This is a genomic window from Mycobacteroides chelonae CCUG 47445 (assembly GCF_001632805.1).
GTDB classification, from domain to species: Bacteria; Actinomycetota; Actinomycetes; order Mycobacteriales; family Mycobacteriaceae; genus Mycobacterium; species Mycobacterium chelonae.
In genome coordinates, this window is sequence record NZ_CP007220.1 from 1,074,020 (window position 1) to 1,093,571 (window position 19,552).

Genomic DNA, 19,552 nt, shown 5'->3' on the forward strand with positions numbered 1-19,552 from the left:
AGAAGAGTTAGGACGTCTTCTTCTGCTCGGCCAGCAGGTCGCGGATCTCGACGAGCAATTCGGCTTCGGTTTGAGCGGCAGGCTCTTCACCCGACTTGGCCAACCGCTCCTTGATCGTGTTGTACGGCAGCACCACCAGGAAGTAGACGACCGCCGCGATCAGGATGAAGTTGATGGTGGCGGTAATCAGGACGTTGAAGTCCAGATACTGGCCGCCGCCAATCCCCACCTTGAGCGCAGGGTGATCCGAATCGGGGCCAGTGCCTATCCGATTGATCAGCGGCTGAATGACGGCGTCGCTGAACTTGGTGACCAACGCGGTGAAGGCCGCGCCGATGACCACAGCGACCGCGAGGTCAATGACGTTGCCGCGCAGCAGAAAATCTCTGAATCCCTTGAGCATGGTCTGACACTAACGCAAGGTCAGCGTTATCGCTTGTACTAACGCAGTTGCGGCGACACGATTTGCCTGCTGCGGCGGCAATGCGACCATTACCACCCGCTGCGTCCCAACGCCTTTGGTTGAGGGTTTCGGTGACACCAGCACCACCACGGCGCCGGTGGCCAGCACGGCGGGTTCGGGTGGCGCGGCATCCGGTGCACCGGGCCCGTGATCGGCCACGGTGAGGATGTCGACGATATCTCCGGTGCGGATCATGTCGAGGGTGGCGGCATCGCCCAGCGGCACCGGGACGATGCGCGCGTCCTTGCCGGCAGCCGACTCGGCCAATCGCGGGCCCAACACGCGTAAATCGGTGAGCATTTCCCCTCGACGAACCGGCCCGGCGAGCGTCGCACCGACAAGGGTTCCCGTGTTGGTACTGACCCCGTCGGGAAGGATTGTCGAGGAACGCCTTTCGAGTCGTACGTCATCGCCGGTCAGGATCGTGCCGGGATGCAGGTCATGGACGGCGACCAACACCTCGACGCGATCGTTCGCCGGATCGGGACGAAATGCCAGCACGGCCGCGAACAGCACCAGGATCGCCGCCGCGATTCGCCGGGCCAATGCTGAGCGTGCCCAATCGGGGCGAAGTGCCGCCGATACGCGCTGCAGCGCAGTGGGATCGAGAGGCGAACGGGCCATGCCCTCACGCTAGGTCGACGTGCATCCCCACGTCAGCAGGCAATGTGCCGCTGTGGATAACTCGTCAGCTGGCGGCAGCGGATGCGGTGGCGGTGGATGTCGAGCTGGAGGAACTTGAGGTGCTCGACGTCGATGAGCTACTCGCCGAGGACTCGGAGGACTTGGATTCACTCTTGCTGCCGGAATCGCTCTTCGAGGCGGCGTCCACGCTGCCCGAGCGGCTATCGGTGCGGTAGAAGCCGCTGCCCTTAAACACGATGCCCACCGAGTTGAACAGCTTGCGCAGCTTGCCCGAGCACTTCTGGCACACGGTCAGGGCATCGTCGGTGAACGCCTGGACGATGTCGAACTTGTCGCCGCAGTCGGCACACGCATAGGAATAGGTGGGCATGAGGGGTCCTCCAGGAACTGGCAAGCCATGAAACGCCACTAGCACTCTACCGTTTGGAGTGCTAGGTCCGCCACTGGGCGACCTGGGGATTCAGCCGAGTGTGACCAATCCGTCTGCCGTCAGCGCCTGGGCCACCGGCACATCGTGCGGACCGGCCGGGATGTCATCGAGTATCTCGCCGACATAGAGGGGTGCGATCAGCACCACGGAGGGCGCGGCGAACCTCAGTGATCGGTCATAAAAGCCCGCGCCACGGCCCAGCCGGTTTCCCCGTCTGTCCACCGCGAGTGCCGGGACGAATATCAGCTCGGCGTCGGCAAGGGCAGCGGGACCGAACACCGGCGGCGCCGGTTCCCGCAGCCCGAAGGGTGCGTCCATGAGCTCTCCGGGTCGGTACTGACCCCAGCTCAGTGATGTTGGGGTCCCCGTCTCGTCATGACGTGCGACGGGTAGCAGAACGTGGACACCGCGGGTCGCTAGAGCGTCGAGCATCTCCACCGTCCCGGGCTCGGATCCGACCGGTAGGTAGGCGGCGACCACCGAAAGCCCCGAAGTCGCGGTTGCGACATGCGCGGCGAGTGCGGCGTTCTGTTTTTCGCGATCGGTAGGCGACATCGCCCGTCGTGCCTGCACAATCTGTTGCCGCAGGACGTCCTTGATGTTCTCTGGGGTGTTCTGGGGAGAGCCGATTCCGTGACGGTACCGCCTTACCCACGCAATCCCGTGGTCAGTGGTTAGGGTGAGTGGCTATGACGGCCCCTGACGTGTCCATCCCGCGCACCGCCGTGGTGCCCGCCGCAGGTCTGGGCACCCGGTTTCTGCCGGCAACCAAGACTGTGCCCAAGGAACTACTCCCGGTGGTCGATACCCCGGGTATCGAGCTGGTAGCGGAGGAGGCGGCCGAGGCCGGTGCCGAACGCCTGGTGATCGTCACCTCGGAGGGCAAGGACGGCGTCGTCGCGCATTTCGTCGAGGACTTGGTGCTGGAGGGCACGCTCGAGGACCGCGGTAAGCACGCCATGCTTGAGAAGGTGCGCCGCGCACCGGGACTTATCAAGGTGCAATCGGTGGTCCAGGCCGAGCCGCTAGGCCTCGGGCATGCGGTGGGCTGTGTGGAGCCTGTCCTTGACGACGATGAAGACGCCGTTGCGGTGCTGCTGCCTGATGACCTGGTGTGGCCGCGGGGCGTATTGGAAACCATGGCCAAGGTTCGGGCCAAGCGCGGTGGCTCGGTGCTCTGCGCCATCGAGGTGCGCCCCGACGAGATCAGTTCCTATGGCGCATTTGACGTCGAGATCGTCCCCGACGCGGCCAATCCAAATGTGTTGCGCGTCAAGGGGATGGTGGAGAAACCAAAGGCAGAGGATGCGCCGTCGAACTATGCCGCGGCCGGGCGTTATCTGCTGGACCGGGTCATTTTCGATGCGCTCAAGCGGATTCCACGGGGCGCGGGCGGCGAGCTGCAGCTCACCGACGCCATCGCCTTGCTGATCGACGAGGGACACCCGGTGCATGTCGTCGTGCATCGCGGATCACGACACGACCTGGGAAATCCTGGCGGCTATCTCAAGGCTGCTGTTGACTTTGCGTTGGACCGCGACGATTACGGTCCGGGCTTGCGGCAGTGGCTGGTCGAGAGGCTGGGCTTGGGACCGACCACGCTGCCTGATTCCGAGTAACGCTCAAGAAGAGAAGGGCACCAGTGCGTTCGGTCGAGGAGCAGCAGGCCAAAGTGACGGCGGCTGCGGTCGCGCCGCGCCCGGTTCGGGTGGCGATCGCCGAAGCCCAGGGTTTGTTGTGCGCCGAGGAAGTGGTGACCGCGCGGCCGCTACCCGGATTTGATCAGGCCGCCATCGATGGATACGCCGTGCGCAGCGTTGATGTGCAGGCCGCCGGTGGTGTGGTGCGCGTGATCAGCCCGGGTGAAGGTGGCGCCCCGGAGGACGAAGACGACCTCGAAGAATCTAGCGGCGAGATCGGAACGGTCGAATTGCCTGTGGTCGGGACGGTGCGGGTAGGCGAGCGCACCCCCACTCGGCTGCAGCCCCGGCAGGCCGTGCGGGTGCAGACCGGCGCCCCGATGCCGACATTGGCCGATGCGGTGCTGCCGTTGCGCTGGTCCGAGGGTGGTGAGTCGCGGGTCAAGGTGCTGCGCGCGGTGCGTTCGGGTGACTATGTGCGGCGCACCGGTGATGACGTGCAACCCGGTGATGTCGCGGTCCGTGCGGGCACGATCATCGGCGCCGCGCAGGTTGGGTTGTTGGCCGCGGTGGGGCGTGACCGGGTGCTGGTGCATCCGCGGCCTCGGCTGTCGGTGATCAGCGTGGGTGGCGAGCTTGTCGACGTCGACCGCACGCCCGGCAACGGCCAGGTATATGACGTGAACTCCTATGCGCTGGCTGCTGCGGCCCGCGATGCCGGCGCCGATGTGAACCGGGTGGGCATCGTCAGCGCCGAGCCTGCCGCATTCCGCGAGGTGCTCGAGGGTCAGCTGAACCGGGCCGAGGTTGTTGTCGTCTCCGGCGCCGTCGGCGGTGCCGCCGCGGAAGGGATTCGCGAGGCGCTGTCGGCGCTGGGGGATATGGAGGTCGGGCGCATCGCGATGCATCCGGGTTCGGTGCAGGGCTTCGGTCAGCTGGGACGTGACGCGGTGCCGACCTTCCTGCTGCCGGCGAACCCGGTGGGCGCCTTGGTGGTGTTCGAAGTGATGGTGCGGCCGCTGATCCGCCTTGCCCTGGGGCGCAGGCACGCGCAGCGCCGAATTGTCCAGGCGCGCACAGTTTCTCCTATTACCTCTATCGCCGGGCGCAAGGGTTTTCTGCGTGGCCAGCTGATGCGCGATCAGGACACCGGCGAGTATCTGGTGCAGATCTTGGGCGCGCCGGGTGCGTCCTCGCATCTTCTCGCGACGCTTGCGGAGGCCAATTGCCTCGTGATCGTGCCCGCCGAGGTGGAACAGGTTCGTACCGGGGAGATCGTCGAGGTCGCGTTCCTGGCGCAGCGCGGATGAGCGTCTGGCGTCAAGAGAGTGCACATCCTGGTTGGCCGATGCCGCTGGGAAAACTGCGCGTGCCCACGGGAGTGGTGTCGGTGCGGCCCATCCGGTTGCGGGACGGGATGGCGTGGAGCCGGGCACGGCTGGCCGACCAGACGCATCTCCAACCGTGGGAACCGTCCTCGGAGGTCGACTGGATGGCGCGACATGGCGTGTCGTCCTGGCCCGCGCTGTGTTCGGGTCTGCGGGCCGAGGCGCGTAAGGGGCGGATGATTCCGTGCGCGATCGAGCTGAACGGGAATTTCGTCGGGCAGCTGACGATCGGCAATATCGCGCATGGCGCGTTGCGCTCGGCCTGGATCGGGTACTGGGTGGTTAGTACGGTCACCCGGCAAGGGGTGGCAACCGCAGCGCTCGCACTGGGGCTAGACCACTGTTTCGGGCCCGTCACCCTGCATCGGGTGGAGGCGACGGTGCGGCCGGAAAACGGGGCCAGCCGTGCGGTGTTGTCCAAGGTCGGCTTCCGCGAGGAAGGCTTGCTCAAGCGGTATCTCGACGTCGATGGTGCCTGGCGTGACCATCTGTTGGTGGCGATGACCGTCGAGGAAGTGCGTGGATCGGTGGCCGCGATGCTGGTGCGATCCGGAAACGCCGCCTGGGCCTGAGCTCGTTCCTGCCGAGTCTGCGTCTCACGACGCTTTCGGGGGAAAAACCGTCGTGAGACGCAGGCTCGCCATCTGAAGTGCTTCGTCGACGCGGCCGACGATCGTGCCGGGACGGTGCCGAAGCAGTTCTGAGGTCACCCGGATGATCGTCCAGCCCTCATCCGTGAGTGCTGCGGCACGGTCGATGTCCCGAGACCGTTGGCGTGGGTCCGTCCAATGCTGCGCGCCGTCGAACTCGATTCCTACTTTCGCGTCCTCCCATCCCATGTCCACGCGTGCGACGAAGTCACCGAATCTGTCGAGCACACGTATCTGCGTCTGCGGTTGAGGGAATCCGCTGCGGACCAGGAGCAGGCGAGTGCGGGTCTCTTGTGGCGACTCGGCTCCCGCGTCGACGAGCTCAAGCACTTCGCGTAGGCGTACGACGCCGCGGACGCCGGGGTGGCCGGCCAGCACCGCGTGAACCTCGGGGGTGGTCAGGCCGGTCGCGTTCATCAGGGCATCGATTCTCTCCACGGCGTGGCCGAGGGTCAGCCGCCGCCCGAGGTCGAACGCCGTGCGTGCGGGCGTCGTGGATTTCGTGCCGTGGACCTCGGTGATTTCGTTGGCGAGTAGTGAATCCTGGTGGACTGTTAATCCGGACGGTGTCCGGTAGTTGTCAAACACGAGTTCAGCTGGTCGATCGCCGTCTATCCATTTCGCACCGTGTAGTGCAGATGCCGACAGTCCGGCGACAATGCCCTGGCGTCGCGACCAGTACCAGGCCGCGACGGCTCGCTCGGTCGCCGAGAGCTGCGCATCTCTTGGCACGAATACGCCGGGGTACAGCTGCCGATACAACCGGCGCATCCGGCGTTCGGAGATTGCACCGGATGCGAGTACGTCGGCTGAGCGGAATGGCCACGGAATGTCCCCCATGGCGCGCAGCGTCCCACCGCGCTCCGACACCCCGTGGCGAGTCTGCGTCTCGTGACGCTTTCGGGGGAAAAACCGTCGTGAGGCGCAGGCTCGCGAGATATTACTGAGACTGATGTGACTATTGGGGCCTGTGATGCTTGCCCCTGTAGAATTACAGGTGTGTAATTGGTATCGGCGCGCCTCATAACGTGCGCAGATCGCCAACCTAGCCTTGACCTGAGGCTTAAGGCGCAGAGGCACACCTGACGCGCACAGAAAGGAGCAGGCCGAAATGCCGAGCATCCCCCAATCGGTGTTGTGGATCGGACTGGTCGTGCTGTGGCTGTTCGTCCTGGTGCCGATGCTGATCAACAAGCGTGACGTGGTGAAGCGCACAAGCGACGTCGCCCTCGCCACCCGGGTTCTCAACGGGAAGGCCGCCAAGCTGCTGCGGCGCACCGGCCCCGCTGCCGGCCACCGTAGTGACCCCGACTTCCGTCGCGAGGACATCGACGAACTCGACGACGAGGATGACGAAGACTCGACCGGCGTCATCGCCAGCGAGCCCACCGAGCAAGACAACGACGCCGCGCAGGCCGTCAAGGCCATGGCCGTGCGCAAGGTTCGTCCCGAAAAGATCGAGACCGACGAGCCCGTAGACGTCGACGTCATCGACGAGGACGCGACCGCATTGCCGGCGGGCGAGGCCGCGTTGTCCGACGACCTCGAGGATCTGGAAGAGGCGCCCGTCGCTGAAACCGATTCGCGCAGCTATGAGTACGAGTACGTGGACGACACCTCCGGTCTGGCGATCCCTGCCGAGCCCACACGGGAACGGCACCAGGCTCCGCCGGTGTACAGCTCGTCGCGTCGCCGCCGATTCGACCCCGACGTCATGGCCAAGGAGAACGCGCGCAAGTTCGCCTTCCGTAAGCGTGTGCTGATGGGTCTGGTCGCGGCAATGGTCATCGCCGGGGTAGTCGCGGCGACCGCGACCAGCACCGCGTGGTGGGCCTGCGGCGGTCTGGGTGTGGCGGCGGTGCTCTACCTGGGCTACCTGCGTCGCCAAACCCGCATCGAGGAGCAGCTGCGTCGTCGTCGCGCCGCGCGTTACCAGCGGGCGCGTGTGGTCGGCGTGGAGAACGTCGCGGACCGCGAGCTCGATGTGGTCCCGCAGCGGCTGCGCCGTCCGGGCGCCGCCGTCCTCGAAATCGATGACGAGGACCCGGTTTTCGAGCACCTGGATTACTACGACGAACCACGGCAGTACCGCATGCCGCACGCTGTCGGTCAGTAGGCCGGGGCTGACGGTCTTCGCTCTTTACGGCTCATCGCACGATTCGGTCTGACGCGGGACCGGCTGGTAAGGTCTTAGCGTCTTGGGGCTATAGCGCAGTTGGTAGCGCGTCTCGTTCGCATCGAGAAGGTCAGGGGTTCGATTCCCCTTAGCTCCACCAAGAGAACCCCCGGCTTGCCCGGGGGATTTTCATTTCTGCGGTTCGCCCGGTGATTCGGGTTCTTCCTTGGGCTTGGCGGCGCGACCCGGATTGCCGATACGGCGGTTAAGCGCATACACAGGAGCTGCCGCCCGAGCCACCAACGGCGGAATCGCCTGTCGTGCCCTGCGGGTATTGAAGAGCCCAGCATTCATGCCGATACCGATAAAGGTCATCGCCACGATCACTGCTATCCCGACGAACGTTGTCGTCATACGCCCCACAGTATCGTCAAGCGCTGACCTGTGCGTCGAGGCTGTGGCGTGGGCCGTCAGGACCGCGCGAGGCGCCGGGCGCCAAGCCAGCCGAGTCCGGCGACCGCCGCCGGCACCCCGAACACCGCCAGCAACACGGGTAGTTCCTCGGCGACGCCGTACCCGGCCTCGAACACGCCCACCCCCATGTTGAACACGGCAACGCTGGCCCAGGCAACCAGGAAGTGCGTGACGGCCGCTTGTATGCCGACTTGCTTGACCAGCGCGCCGACGGCGAGAAACGCCAGTGCTGCGATAACTCCGACGATGATGATGATCGCGGTCCGGCTCATAGCTGTGAACTCTAGGTCATCGGATGCTGGACGGGGCAATGTCGAATGCGCGGGTGAAGGCGTAGGAGAACGCGGCGGGTGTGGCATAGCCGAGCCGTCCGGCAACCTGGGTCACCGACTGCTGCCGCAGCAGTGGAACCGCTGCGAGTAGTCGCGCCCGCACCCGCCACGCCGCCGGGCTCATCGCGACCTCATCGCGGAACCGGCGAGTCAGCGAGCGCTCGCTGGTGTTCAGCCGGTGCGCCCATTGAGCATTGGAGACCGACACCTCCGGAGCGTCGAGGTATTCGTGACACAGCCGCGCTAGGTCGGGTGACCGCGGCACATCGACATGCAGCGGCAGCGCGGCGAAGGACGCCAGCTCATGCAGCAGGAGCGCGGTAAGTGCACCGTCGCGTCCCGCGAGGTCGTAATCGGCGGCCAGATCCGCTGCCGCGCCCAGCAGTTCGTGCACCATCGGGCTGACCTCGACGACCACGCACGACGACGGCCACCACGGAACGGCCGATGGCTCGATGTAGAGGCTTCCGGTGCGTACCTCCAGCATCCGGACTCGATGGCGCGTGCGCGCGGGGATCATGACCGCGCGACGAGTGGGCACTGTCCAGGTTCCGGCGTCGGTGTCCACGATCATCGTCCCGGTGGATCCATAGAGGAACTGTGCGCGTCGATGCTCATGCCAATCCAGCAGCTGCCCGTTGGTGTAGTCCGTGGCGATCGGCAGCACATCGCGGGGTAGATGGTCGACATCGGCGAGCGGCACGTTCCGCATCCCCACAGGGTATGGCTGAAACTCGAATGAATCGAGCCGGCATTCGATTGTCTGCACGATTCCGGTCGGCTGGACTGGCCTCATGGGCGTGATCGTGTTGGTGGTGATCGGGATTCTGGCGGGGCTCACCACGGTGCTGTTCGGTTTCGGCGGCGGATTCATCACTGTTCCGGTGATCCTCTGGGCCGACAGTGCGCTCGCCGCGGGTACGGCCGAGGTGGCGGTGGCGACCTCGGCGGTGGTCATGGTGGTGAACGCGGCGACCGCCACCGTGGCAACCTCACGAGCATTACTGGCGCACTTGCGAAGTGCGGCAGCGCTCATCGCCTTGTTGGGGTGCGGGGGCGTCCTCGGTGCGGGGCTGGCAAGGTTGGCACCACCGCACCTAGCGATGTGGGGATTCGTGCTCTATCTCGCGGTGACGATCACCGATGTGCTGGCACGTCCCGGATTTCTGCGTCGCCCCAACAGGATCGAGGGTTTCCCACCTGAGTTCGCCATCTCGCCATTGCTGGGTGTGCCTATCGGTGCGCTCGCATCATTCCTGGGAGTGGGCGGCAGCGTGATGACGGTTCCCTTGCTGCGCCGCAGCGGACAGCCGATGAGTACGGCTACCGCACTGGCGAATCCGTTGACGCTGGCGATCAGCGTGCCGGCATTGGCGGTCTTTCTCACCGGCACGTCAGCAGCTGCGGACGATCCGTACGTCATCGGTGCGGTGGATGTGCGATCTGCCGCTGCGCTTCTGATCGGAGCGCTGCCGATCGTGGTGTGGCTGCGGCGGCATCCGCCGCGGATTCCTGATGTCACGCATGCCTGGGCATATGTCGCATTGCTCATCGTTTCGGCCCTTGCGGTGGTGCTCTCGCCGGGGGTCTTGTCGTCAGATTTCACCTGATAGACCCCGAACACCCAGGAATTTCCCAGGTTCAGAGTCCACAATCCTCAGATGGCGCGGACAGTATGGGTCGGATCGGGCCTCCTCGCACTCGTCGCAGTTGCCGGTTGCTCGCAGCCTGCGAGTCTGGTTGTGGAAACCTCCACGCCTGAGGTAACCGAGCTCAAAGTCAGTGCCGCTGCCGCGGATTCGCTATTCGCCGGGATCGATGTGGTCAAGTCGCTGGGCTTCCCGACGGCGGACACCACGCATACCGACACGGCACCGGTCTACGGTCCTGCGATCAACCCATCGGACCCCTGCGGTGTGTTGCACGCGGCGTCGCAGGGTGACTTGGGCGACGGCTGGCTGGCATTTCGCCAGCTGAATGTCGACAGCAGTGTGGACCCGCATCAGACACTGCACGAGGCCATCGCGATTTATCCCGACAAGCCCGCCGCTCAAGCCGAATTCCGCAGGATCACAGAGGCTTTCAACACATGCAAGGCGCATTCGCCCGGCGCGTACACGTTCGGCATGCGCAACCCGATCACGATCACCTGGGCCGACAACGCCGGTGCCACGCACATCCACACCACGGGCAATGTGGTGTACGGGGTGACCTCGTCCGGTGCCGCCGACAACGCTGAGGTCGCCGGTCAGATTGCCAATCAAATGAAGACGAACATCATCGACCCTGCTTAGAACGAGCGTCCACTCGGTACTGTCCCGGTGTGCTTACAGAGCTGTATCACGCTGCGGTCGTCTTTCTGGTGGTCCTGGCCATCGTCACCTTCGTCAGTGGCTTCTGGTTCACCAATCCCTACGGCCGGTTCGCCAAGCCTGACGAGAGGTTTACCGCACCCGCCAAGATCGGTTGGCTGATCTTTGAATGCCCGCAGTGGTGGGCGTTCACCGTCACCTTCTGGACCGTCGCGCACCACCACGGCGCACCGGCGCTCGTGCTGTATGCGTTGTGGCAGAGCCACTACCTGTACCGCGGACTGATCTATCCGCTCTCCCGAAAGGGCAGCGGAAAGCGATTCCCCTACAGCGGGATTGCCTTCGGCTTCGTCTTCAACGCGGTCAATGGTTTTGCCAACGGATATGCGGTCGCCTTCGCCGCGCATCTGCAGAGTGCCGCCTGGTTCACCGACCCCCGGTTCATTCTCGGAGTCCTTGTGGCCCTCGGTGGCTGGTTGGTGAACTTCCAGGCTGACCGCATCCTCATCAACCTGCGAGCCGATGGTTTCGATGGATACCGCATTCCGTATGGCGGTGCGTTCCGGTGGGTTTCGGCGGCCAACTACTTCGGCGAGATCATCCTCTGGGCCGGCTGGGCATCGATGGCGTGGACGCTGCCCGGTCTGATCTTCGTGCTGTTTTCCATTGCCAATCTGCTGCCGCGGGCGCTGTCGATCCATCGGTGGTACCGCGAAACATTCCCTGACGAGTATCCGCGCGGGCGCAAGGCGATCATTCCGGGGCTGCTGTAGGGACCTAGGCCACCAACTTTTACGCACTACTTCAATACGTAAGCGATTCGTGTAACACTGAGTTACACGATCAAGGTGGAGGTGTGCGATATGGCTGCTCCGGTAACGGCCTCATACCCGAAGACGCGACGCATCAGGTTTTGGTTTGGTGACCCGGTCCCGATGCGAAGGCACTTCGCCGACAATGACATCGCGTTGAGTCATGTACTGGCCGGTGCCTCCGCGGTGTTCCCGCCGGGGGAGGAGTTCTTCGTCCGATCCGTGCGTCGCTATGCCGACAGGATCACCGAGCCCACGCTCAAAAAGCGTGTCGCTGGGTTCATCGGTCAAGAAGTCACGCACGGTCTGCACCATCGCGAGCTCAATGAGAAGCTCACGGAAATGGGCTACCGCAGCAAGATGGTCGAGACCATCGGGCGGCGATCAGGCAAGGTCGAAGACCTGGTCGACAAATACCTACCCAACATGGACCGCCTCAAATACGTCCGGTTGACCATGCTGGCCGCGACCGCGGCACTTGAGCATTACACCGCGGTTCTGGCGGAGCGTCTGCTGGAAAGCGGCGACCTGCAGGCCATGGTGACTGACGACGAGGTGCGAAACCTGTTGTACTGGCATGCGATCGAGGAGCTCGAGCACAAATCGGTCGCCTTCGACGTCTACCGCGCGGTCGGTGGGCCGGAATGGCTGCGACGTGCGGTGATGGCCGCCATCTGGACGGGCACGGTGCCATTCGCCACCGCGGGCTCCTGGTTCTCCATTGCGTGGAGCGATCCGGATGGCCGGCGCCAACCCGGGCGCGTGCTGCGCGAGACGGTTGGATTGATCCGCGGACCGCTGTTGAACGACGGGATGATCGGCAGGTTGGCGGTTTACATGAAGAAGGACTTCCATCCCGACGATCTCGACACCGAGGTGCTCCTGGAGCAGTGGCGTGCCGAACTGTTCGGTGCCGAGGGCACTCTGGTCGATCATTTGAAGTAGAGACAACAATGGCCCGGGCTTGTGGCCCGGGCCATTGTCAGGTGTCTGCTGCGTCAGCAGCTCAGTGCGACATGCGCGACCTTGCGGTCGACAGTCGGCACGGTGGTGGGGTTGTTACGCACATCCCGGGCCGGCTGCACGTTGTTCACCGGCGACTCCTGCGTGACCGACGCCACGGTGCACTTGCTCAGGTCCGCAGCGCCCGTCTTGGACACGATCACTCGGTACCCATTGGTCTTGAGGTCATTGATGACAGCGTTGGCATCGCCCGATCCCGACGGTCCGGCGAGCGCGACACTTGCCGATCCCAGCGACGCCCCGATGACGCCAACTGCGGCAATGCCTGCAAATAACAATCTCTTCACGATTTCACTCCTCTCGCCTCACTCCTCGTGGCATCGCTGTTACGAAAATGTGTCCGCATACCACACGAATGCCCGATCCCCGACTCGCCAAATCATCAACGCTCGTGAATCTGTCCAGTCCAACGTACTAATACCCAGATTGATTCCCGATCGGGGAAATTAACGCCAAATTCATACTTACGTCTGCGGCCGCTCTCAGGCGGCGCGCGTAACGGCCCGTGGGGCGCACTGCACCCAGCGAACTGGCAAATCCAGTTAGGTTAGGCTAACTAGGCGTTGCAGTTAAGGGAGATGTACACCAATTTGTGGTCGAGTACGCGGACCGGCAGCACCAGCCACTTGCCGCTGGGCATCCAGGTGCGCTGATACTCGGTGCGGTAGACGTCCTGCCCGTTCCGGATGTTGGACACCGTGCACTTGTTGGTGGGGGCTGAGCCGTTTCGGTCGATGATGACCTGATAACCCTGCGACTGGTACTGGTTGATGACCGATTGCGCGTCATCGGCGAGCGCCGTCCCGGTAGTGAGAGCCATCAACGCTCCGGCACCGAGTGCCGCAGCCGCTAGGCGAGTCGCCGTCTTCATCTCATACCGTCCTCACAGGTGTTAACTCTTGGCCACACAGACATTGTTCCCTATAGGTGCCATCGATTTTTGGGCCCGAATCGATACAGTGGCCGGGTGTTGAAGCCGGTGACCGTCAAGAGCTGGGGAATCTGGGCCACCTGCGTGCTGGCGCTCGTTGTGCCGAGCTGCGGCCGAACCGTCCAGAACCCCGTCAATCACAACGTGAAGATCGGAAACATCGCCTCACTGAAGAGCCAGTTCGGACCGGAGTTCGTCGTCAAGACCATGGAACCCGCGGGGATGGACCCCAAGCTGCTCTCCCCGGCGCCGCTGCCTCCGGGGATGACGGTGGATCCTCCCGGCTGCGCCAAGTACAGCGGCGGCAGTGCCGTACCCGCCGGGCTCAAGGGGAACATGGCCGCACTCACCGCCACGGGCGCCGGAAATCAGTACGTGGCGGTCGCGGTGGAAACCTCGCAGGAGGTCCCCTTCGATCCGGCGGTGTCGGCGGAATGCAAGAAGGTCGGCTTCCGCGGTAATGGGATCGCCGGGCAGACCGAGGTGATCGATGCACCCGCCATCGAGGGCGCACGCACCCTCGCGATGAAGCGGGACGTGCTCAGCGGAACCTCGGGCAGGGCCGTGGGCCAAGAGGTGCTGAACTACTCGGCATATCTCGGTCGCTACATGGTGGTCGTCACGGTCAGCCCGGTTGCGGTCGGCAAGGTGCCGCCCGCGTTGCCCGACGGCAAGCGCGCATCGGATCTACTGGTCAAGGCAGTGGCCGCCGTCCGTTCTTAACGCACATCGCGGGGCCGGTACTGCAAGCTGATCCGCGGACCCACCGGCTTGGACGTCTTGGGGATCGCGTGTTCCCAGGTTCGTTGGCAGGTACCGCCCATCACCAAAAGGTCGCCATGGCCCACATGGATGCGAATCGATTCGCCCCCGAGGCGTGGTCGCAACGCGAAAGTGCGTGTCGCGCCGATGCTTACGATCGCGACCATGGTGTCTTCGCGTAGCCCGCGCCCGATGGTGTCACCGTGCCAGGCGACGCTGTCGGTGCCGTCCCGGTACTGGCACAGGCCCACCGTGGTGAATGGTTCGCCGAGTTCGGCGGTGTACTCGCTGTTGAGGCGGTCGCAGATCGCCTCCAGCACCGGATGCGGTGGCGGGCCCGCGGTCAGATCATGGAAGCTGACCAGCCGGGGGACGTCGAGGGTGCGGTCATACATGCGGCGGCGCTCGGCGCGCCACGGTACCTGCGCCAACAGCTGACCCATGAGATTGTCGGCACGTCCAAGCCATTCATGGTGTACCTCAAGCCAAGCGCCGCCTGCCAACTCGCGGCGCGGGACCGGTGGGGCGCCGAACAGGGATGCCTGCACAGCGTGTGGAGAGGCTGTCACACCTTCATGATATCGCACACATGTTCGATTGCGCGGCAAGCTAGCGTCTTCTCATGACGGATGCGCCAGTGCTGGGTGCCAATTCAGAGGTGGGACGGCTGCGGGCGGTGGTGTTGCACCGGCCCGGTGACGAGCTCAAGCGGCTGACTCCGCGCAACAACGACCAACTGCTGTTCGATGGTCTGCCCTGGGTGGCGCGCGCTCAGGAGGAGCACGATGCCTTCGCTGAGGTGCTGCGCTCGCGGGGTGTCGAGGTGCTGCTGCTCTCCGAACTATTGCGTGAGGCGCTGGCCAGTGGCGCCGCCAGGGTGCAGGGCATATCGGCGGCGGTGAACGCACGCAGGTTGGGTTATGCGCTTGCGCAGGATCTTTCGGAATACCTGCGGTCGCTGGACGCGGCCGATCTTGCCTACGTGTTGATGTGTGGGATGACGTTCGACGAACTACCGGTGGGCGGCAAGGTGGCGCAGCCATCGTTGGTGCGCACCATGCACCACGGATCGGACTTCGTCATCGAACCCCTACCCAATCTGCTGTTCACGCGCGACTCGTCCTTCTGGATCGGGCGTAAGTTCGCGATCACCTCGCTGGCACTTCCGGCGCGCGTCCGCGAGACCTCGCTCACCGACCTGATCTATGCCCACCACCCGCGGTTCCTTGGGGTGCGGCGGGCCTATGAGTCGCATTCGGCTCCCGTCGAAGGCGGCGATGTGCTGCTGCTGGGGCCCGGGGTGGTGGCAGTCGGTGTGGGGGAGCGCACCACCCCCGCCGGTGCGGAAGCCCTGGCGCGCAGCCTGTTCGACGACGACCTGGCCCACACCGTGCTCGCGGTGCCCATCGCGCAGGAACGCGCGTCCATGCACCTGGACACCGTCTGCACCATGGTCGACACCGACGCCGTCGTGATGTATCCGGCGATTCAGGATTCGCTGTCGGCGTTCACCATTCGTCGTAACGATGGTGGGGTCAGCATTTCGGGTTCGGCACCGTTCGTGGAGGCGGCGGCCGACGCGATGGGCATCGGGAAGCTGCGTGTCATCGATACCGGTCTGGATCCGGTGACCGCTGAACGCGAGCAGTGGGATGACGGGAACAACACCCTGGCCTTGGCTCCCGGTGTGGTTGTCGCCTACGAGCGCAATGTGGAGACCAATGCGCGCCTGGAGGAATCGGGTGTGGAGGTGCTTGCCATCTCGGCATCGGAGTTGGGCACGGGCCGGGGCGGACCCCGCTGCATGTCCTGTCCGATATCGCGCGACCTCCTCTAGTCGCCGAGATGGGCTAGCGCCAGCTGGGCAGCCACATCTCCATGTTCCACATGAACGGTGAGATGGCGGCGCCGGTGAGGATCGGATACAGCCACGCGAAGTTGGTGACCACTACCGCCAGATAGAACGTGGCGATGAACATTCGCAACGTTTTTCGTTCCGGATTGGCCACCGGCCTGCGCAGGAAATCGCCGATGATGAACGCGATCATCATCACCAGGAACGGCACCATCGGGGTGGCGTAGAAGAAGTACATCTGCCGGTCGATGTTGGCGAACCAGGGCAGCCATCCCGCGCAGTAGCCGACCAGTGCCGCCGCATAGCGCCAGTCGCGGCGGACCACCGTCGCCCAGGTGGCCCACAACAGCACTGGGACCGCCAGCCACCAGATGGCGGGGGTGCCGACCAACAGCACCGCGCGCACACACGAATTGGCGCCACAGCCGGGAATGTTCTTGTCTTCGATGGCGTAGAGCAATGGTCGCAGCGACATCGGCCACGTCCACGGCTTGGATTCCCACGGATGATGATTGCCGTTGGCGTTGGTGAGCGTCGAATGGAATGTGTAGACGCTGTGCGTGTAGTACCACAGCGAGCGCAGGGCATCGGGTACCCAACTGCCGACACCGATCTGACGGCCCTCGGCATGCCGATTGATGGCCGTCTCGGAGGCGAACCACGACCAGTACGAGGCCATGTACACGAGGAACGGAATGACCACCAGCGCATATAGGGCCGGCCCCAGATCGCGTACCCCGGTGCCTGCCCAGGGACGCTGCACGCCGTAGGCGCGCCGTGCCGCGATATCGAAGGCGATGCACAGCACTCCGAAGAATGCGATGAAGTACAGCCCTGACCACTTTGTGCCACAGGCCAATCCGAGCAGGATTCCGGCGCCGAAACGCCACCACCGCACGCCCAGCCGCGGCCCCCACGCGGTCTCGCCGATGCGCCCGTCGAGGTATGCGTTGTACAGCCGCTCCCGCACCTGATCACGGTCGACGATCAGCGCGCCGAAGGCGGCCACCACAAACAGTGCCTGATACACGTCGAGCAGTGCGGTGCGCGCGGTCACGAAGCTGACGCCGTCCGCGATCAGCAGCAGTCCCGCGATGGCGCCCATCAGGGTGGACCGGCCGATCCGCCGGGCGATCCGGGCAACCAGCAGCACCAGGATGGTGCCCGAGAGTGCGGCGGCGAACCGCCAGCCGAATGCGTTGTATCCGAAGAGCCATTCGCCGAGGGCGATCATCTGTTTGCCGATGGGCGGATGCACCACCAGCCCGTAGCCGGGATTGTCCTCGACGCCGTTGTTGGTGACCACCTGCCAGCCCTGTGGCACGTAGTGCTTCTCGTCGAAGACAGGGGTGCCGCGATCGGTGAGGGCGCCGAGATTGATGAATCGTGTGAGCGCCGCAATTGCCGTGATGACGGCGGTCATCACCCAGCCCTGGAACCGGTCGGTGGGCCCGAAATCCGCAGGCGGTATCCGGGGCCCCGGGGACTCGGTGCCGTCCGAGCTCCGAGACGTCTCCCCCGTAGGCGGCAGGGTTGCGGGCACGGTCACACGCTCGATCGTAAGGGAGGGCCCGGCCCGGGCCTGTTGGTGCGGCGGGCTGGAGCGAGAGCGACGAGGGGATTTAGTCTTGCGTGATGGGGAACTTGCTGCTGGCGGCGACACCGCTGGGGGAGCCTGGGGATGCCTCGCCCCGATTGCGTGAGGCGCTGGCCAAGACCGCGGTGGTGGCCGCCGAGGACACTCGTCGGGTCCGGGCGCTCGCCAAATCGCTGGATGTGCAGATCAGCGGCCAGATCATCAGTTTCTACGACCAGAACGAAGCCAGCCGCATCGAGCCGCTGCTGGCCGATCTGGAGGCCGGGTACGACGTGCTGGTGGTCACCGACGCGGGGATGCCCTCGATCAGTGATCCGGGGTATCGCTTGGTCGCCGCATGCGTGAAACAGGGGATACCGATCAAATGCCTACCCGGGCCGTCGGCGGTGACGACGGCATTGGCCGTTTCGGGGCTCCCGGTCGACCGTTTCTGTTTCGAGGGGTTCGCGCCGCGCAAGCAGGGGGCGCGGCGGCGTTGGCTTGCCGAGCTTTCGGGGGAGCCCCGCACCTGTGTGTTCTTCGAGTCGCCGCGCAGGCTGGCCGAGACTCTGGCCGATGCGGTGGAGGTGCTGGGCCCCGAACGCCGTGCGGCGGTATGCCGCGAGCTGACCAAGACCCATGAAGAGGTGTTGCGGGGCACCCTGCGTGAGTTGGCCGTCTGGGCCGAGGGCGAGGTGCTGGGGGAGATCACGGTGGTGCTCGACGGTGGTCGCCCCGCCGTCCCCGAAATCGACACCCTGGTGACCAGGGTGGAGGAGCTGATGGACGACGGCATGGGGTTGCGTGAGTCGTGCGCGATGGCCATCGGGGAGTCCGGCGCGACGCTGTCCAGGCGCGACCTTTACGACGCGGTGGTCAAAGCGCGGGCTTGAGCCCGGGTGTGAGCAATGCGATCGCGGTGAGCTCGACCGTGGCAGCGGCCTTGTGCAGACACTCCTGCCATTCGGCTTCGATATCGGAGTCTGCGGTGATACCGCCCCCGACGCCGAGTACGGCGGATCCGTCGGGTGCGATTTCCACGGTGCGAATCGCGACGTTGAGTTCCAGGCCGGCCACCGGCGACAGCATGCCGACGGTGCCGCAGTACACCCCGCGGTTATCCGATTCCCATTGGCGCAGTAGTTGGCGGGCACGGGTTTTCGGTGTTCCGGTCACCGAGGCGGGCGGGAATGCGGCCGCCAGCAGATCTGCTGCAGTGGCCTCTGTAGGTATCTGCGCGGCGACGGTGGACACCAGATGCCACACACCGGGTGCCGGGTGGACGGCGAGAAGTTCGGGAACGGTGACAGTGCCGGTGATCGCGATGCGCCCGAGGTCATTGCGCACCAAGTCGGTGATCATGATGTTCTCGGCGACGTCCTTCACCGAGTTCAATAACGCGGCGGGGTCCTCGGTCGCCGCGAGGGTGCCCTTGATAGGGCTGGAACGCACATCAGATCCGTTGCGTTGCAAGAATAATTCGGGTGACAGCGAGGCCACGGCACCCCAGGCGCCCGACACGAAGGCGGCTCGGGCCGGCGCGGTCTGGGTGATCGCATCGGCGAAGAAGTCCACCGGATCTCCCGTCAATGCCCCGCGGAATTGCGTGCACACGCAGGCCTGGTACACCTCCCCGGCTGCGATGGCCTCCAGGCAGCGGCCGACGGCGGTGCGATGGCGCTCGCGATCGGGAGCTGTCCACTCGATGGACCACACCTCGGGATCGCGGGGATGGGTGAGCCCCTGGACTATCCACGCAGGGCATTCTTCGTCGAGAAGGCTTTCATACCACCAGCATTCGTCATTATCCAGGCGCAATACCGCATCACTCCAGCCTCCGGCCGAAGCGGGGAGCCGTGGGGCCCGGGCGTCTGCGGTCAGGTCCGGATATGCCCGATAGCCGATCCAACCGCCTCCCACCGCGCCCGGCGGAGCGGTGTTCACATGAGAAGTATTGCCACTGAACGCCTGTCGCGGCAGCACCGCACGGGCGGCGAGGGACGGGGCGATGATCGCCCGTGAGTCGAACCAGCATCCGGTCAATGCGGCAGGTGCCGGGCGTCCCGTCTCGCGCGCGGCGACGGCAAGGGATCGCAGCACGGCTGGCGGTGCGCCGAGATCGCCGAGCTGCTGGACGCGCATG

24 protein-coding genes and 1 tRNA gene are annotated in these 19,552 nt (G+C 64.8%); 12 read left to right on the forward strand and 13 right to left on the reverse strand.

Annotated features, from left to right (window positions below):
• Nucleotides 1–7: 7 nt before the first annotated feature.
• The 4 genes from mscL to BB28_RS05280 form a co-directional block, all read right to left on the reverse strand.
• Nucleotides 8–403: a large-conductance mechanosensitive channel protein MscL gene (mscL, locus tag BB28_RS05265; protein WP_030094531.1), complete on the reverse strand. Its 396-nt coding sequence runs from the start codon at nt 401–403 to the stop codon at nt 8–10.
• A 9-nt stretch (nt 404–412) separates the two neighbouring features.
• Nucleotides 413–1,087: an SAF domain-containing protein gene (locus BB28_RS05270; protein ID WP_046252738.1), complete on the reverse strand. Its 675-nt coding sequence runs from the start codon at nt 1,085–1,087 to the stop codon at nt 413–415.
• A 64-nt stretch (nt 1,088–1,151) separates the two neighbouring features.
• Nucleotides 1,152–1,478 (reverse strand): FmdB family zinc ribbon protein, encoded by a 327-nt coding sequence (locus BB28_RS05275; RefSeq protein ID WP_030094533.1) that lies wholly within the window; start codon nt 1,476–1,478, stop codon nt 1,152–1,154.
• A 90-nt stretch (nt 1,479–1,568) separates the two neighbouring features.
• On the reverse strand, nt 1,569–2,198 hold the full coding sequence (locus BB28_RS05280) for a 5-formyltetrahydrofolate cyclo-ligase (RefSeq protein WP_419894520.1): 630 nt from the start codon (nt 2,196–2,198) through the stop codon (nt 1,569–1,571).
• A 29-nt stretch (nt 2,199–2,227) separates the two neighbouring features.
• On the opposite strand from BB28_RS05280, the gene BB28_RS05285 reads away from it, so the two are divergent.
• From BB28_RS05285 to BB28_RS05295, 3 genes are read left to right on the forward strand one after another with little or no spacing between them, the layout of a single operon-like run.
• A complete protein-coding gene (locus BB28_RS05285) occupies nt 2,228–3,157 on the forward strand; it encodes a UTP--glucose-1-phosphate uridylyltransferase (RefSeq protein WP_046252740.1) in 930 nt (309 codons plus the stop codon).
• A gap of 23 nt (nt 3,158–3,180) precedes the next feature.
• Nucleotides 3,181–4,488, forward strand: coding sequence for a molybdotransferase-like divisome protein Glp (glp, locus tag BB28_RS05290; protein WP_046252741.1), 1,308 nt, complete (start codon nt 3,181–3,183; stop codon nt 4,486–4,488).
• Nucleotides 4,485–5,138: a GNAT family N-acetyltransferase gene (locus BB28_RS05295; RefSeq protein WP_046252742.1), complete on the forward strand. Its 654-nt coding sequence runs from the start codon at nt 4,485–4,487 to the stop codon at nt 5,136–5,138. The genes glp and BB28_RS05295 overlap by 4 nt, the downstream gene beginning before the upstream one ends.
• Nucleotides 5,139–5,162: 24 nt before the next feature.
• Here the strand turns inward: BB28_RS05295 and BB28_RS05300 are convergent, their stop codons facing one another.
• On the reverse strand, nt 5,163–6,056 hold the full coding sequence (locus BB28_RS05300; RefSeq protein WP_046255551.1) for a DUF559 domain-containing protein: 894 nt from the start codon (nt 6,054–6,056) through the stop codon (nt 5,163–5,165).
• Between the two features lie 271 nt (nt 6,057–6,327).
• Here BB28_RS05300 and sepX point away from each other — a divergent pair, with 271 nt between their 5' ends.
• Entirely contained in the window at nt 6,328–7,332 is a 1,005-nt protein-coding gene (gene sepX, locus BB28_RS05305; protein ID WP_046252743.1) for a divisome protein SepX/GlpR, read from the forward strand.
• Between the two features lie 84 nt (nt 7,333–7,416).
• Nucleotides 7,417–7,492, forward strand: a tRNA-Ala gene (locus tag BB28_RS05310).
• A gap of 29 nt (nt 7,493–7,521) precedes the next feature.
• On the opposite strand, the gene BB28_RS05315 is transcribed toward BB28_RS05310, so the two are convergent.
• From BB28_RS05315 to BB28_RS05325, 3 genes are read right to left on the reverse strand one after another with little or no spacing between them, the layout of a single operon-like run.
• Entirely contained in the window at nt 7,522–7,746 is a 225-nt protein-coding gene (locus BB28_RS05315) for a hypothetical protein (protein ID WP_046252744.1), read from the reverse strand.
• A 56-nt stretch (nt 7,747–7,802) separates the two neighbouring features.
• A complete protein-coding gene (locus tag BB28_RS05320; protein ID WP_046252745.1) occupies nt 7,803–8,078 on the reverse strand; it encodes a hypothetical protein in 276 nt (91 codons plus the stop codon).
• A 16-nt stretch (nt 8,079–8,094) separates the two neighbouring features.
• On the reverse strand, nt 8,095–8,850 hold the full coding sequence (locus BB28_RS05325) for an AraC family transcriptional regulator (RefSeq protein WP_046255552.1): 756 nt from the start codon (nt 8,848–8,850) through the stop codon (nt 8,095–8,097).
• A gap of 88 nt (nt 8,851–8,938) precedes the next feature.
• On the opposite strand from BB28_RS05325, the gene BB28_RS05330 reads away from it, so the two are divergent.
• From BB28_RS05330 to BB28_RS05345, 4 genes are all read left to right on the forward strand, one after another.
• Nucleotides 8,939–9,748, forward strand: coding sequence for a sulfite exporter TauE/SafE family protein (locus BB28_RS05330; RefSeq protein ID WP_046255553.1), 810 nt, complete (start codon nt 8,939–8,941; stop codon nt 9,746–9,748).
• 51 nt (nt 9,749–9,799) lie between these two features.
• Nucleotides 9,800–10,432 carry a sensor domain-containing protein gene (locus BB28_RS05335; protein WP_046252746.1) on the forward strand — a complete coding sequence of 211 codons (633 nt, stop codon included), beginning with the start codon at nt 9,800–9,802 and terminating at the stop codon, nt 10,430–10,432.
• A gap of 29 nt (nt 10,433–10,461) precedes the next feature.
• Nucleotides 10,462–11,223, forward strand: a complete 762-nt coding sequence (locus BB28_RS05340; RefSeq protein ID WP_052740107.1) for a phosphatidylethanolamine N-methyltransferase family domain-containing protein — start codon at nt 10,462–10,464, stop codon at nt 11,221–11,223.
• A 90-nt stretch (nt 11,224–11,313) separates the two neighbouring features.
• On the forward strand, nt 11,314–12,207 hold the full coding sequence (locus BB28_RS05345) for a metal-dependent hydrolase (protein WP_046252747.1): 894 nt from the start codon (nt 11,314–11,316) through the stop codon (nt 12,205–12,207).
• A gap of 53 nt (nt 12,208–12,260) precedes the next feature.
• Here BB28_RS05345 and BB28_RS05350 read toward each other — a convergent pair whose 3' ends face one another.
• Together BB28_RS05350 and BB28_RS05355 are read right to left on the reverse strand one after the other, a co-directional pair.
• On the reverse strand, nt 12,261–12,572 hold the full coding sequence (locus BB28_RS05350) for a hypothetical protein (RefSeq protein WP_030094547.1): 312 nt from the start codon (nt 12,570–12,572) through the stop codon (nt 12,261–12,263).
• Between the two features lie 269 nt (nt 12,573–12,841).
• Nucleotides 12,842–13,156, reverse strand: a complete 315-nt coding sequence (locus BB28_RS05355; protein ID WP_030094548.1) for a hypothetical protein — start codon at nt 13,154–13,156, stop codon at nt 12,842–12,844.
• A gap of 96 nt (nt 13,157–13,252) precedes the next feature.
• On the opposite strand from BB28_RS05355, the gene BB28_RS05360 reads away from it, so the two are divergent.
• A complete protein-coding gene (locus tag BB28_RS05360) occupies nt 13,253–13,939 on the forward strand; it encodes a DUF5642 family protein (RefSeq protein WP_046252748.1) in 687 nt (228 codons plus the stop codon).
• Here the strand turns inward: BB28_RS05360 and BB28_RS05365 are convergent.
• On the reverse strand, nt 13,936–14,547 hold the full coding sequence (locus BB28_RS05365) for an alpha-ketoglutarate-dependent dioxygenase AlkB family protein (protein ID WP_030094550.1): 612 nt from the start codon (nt 14,545–14,547) through the stop codon (nt 13,936–13,938). The two genes, BB28_RS05360 and BB28_RS05365, sit on opposite strands and share 4 nt — an antisense overlap.
• A 53-nt stretch (nt 14,548–14,600) precedes the next feature.
• Here BB28_RS05365 and arcA point away from each other — a divergent pair, with 53 nt between their 5' ends.
• Entirely contained in the window at nt 14,601–15,815 is a 1,215-nt protein-coding gene (arcA, locus tag BB28_RS05370) for an arginine deiminase (protein WP_030094551.1), read from the forward strand.
• 13 nt (nt 15,816–15,828) lie between these two features.
• On the opposite strand, the gene BB28_RS05375 is transcribed toward arcA, so the two are convergent.
• Nucleotides 15,829–17,382: a dolichyl-phosphate-mannose--protein mannosyltransferase gene (locus tag BB28_RS05375; protein WP_109550642.1), complete on the reverse strand. Its 1,554-nt coding sequence runs from the start codon at nt 17,380–17,382 to the stop codon at nt 15,829–15,831.
• Between the two features lie 86 nt (nt 17,383–17,468).
• Here BB28_RS05375 and rsmI point away from each other — a divergent pair, with 86 nt between their 5' ends.
• Complete coding sequence (gene rsmI, locus BB28_RS05380; protein ID WP_046252749.1) at nt 17,469–18,302, forward strand: 16S rRNA (cytidine(1402)-2'-O)-methyltransferase; 834 nt, start codon at nt 17,469–17,471, stop codon at nt 18,300–18,302.
• On the opposite strand, the gene BB28_RS05385 is transcribed toward rsmI, so the two are convergent.
• A complete protein-coding gene (locus tag BB28_RS05385) occupies nt 18,286–19,551 on the reverse strand; it encodes an aminodeoxychorismate synthase component I (RefSeq protein WP_046252750.1) in 1,266 nt (421 codons plus the stop codon). The two genes, rsmI and BB28_RS05385, sit on opposite strands and share 17 nt — an antisense overlap.
• Nucleotide 19,552: the final 1 nt, after the last annotated feature.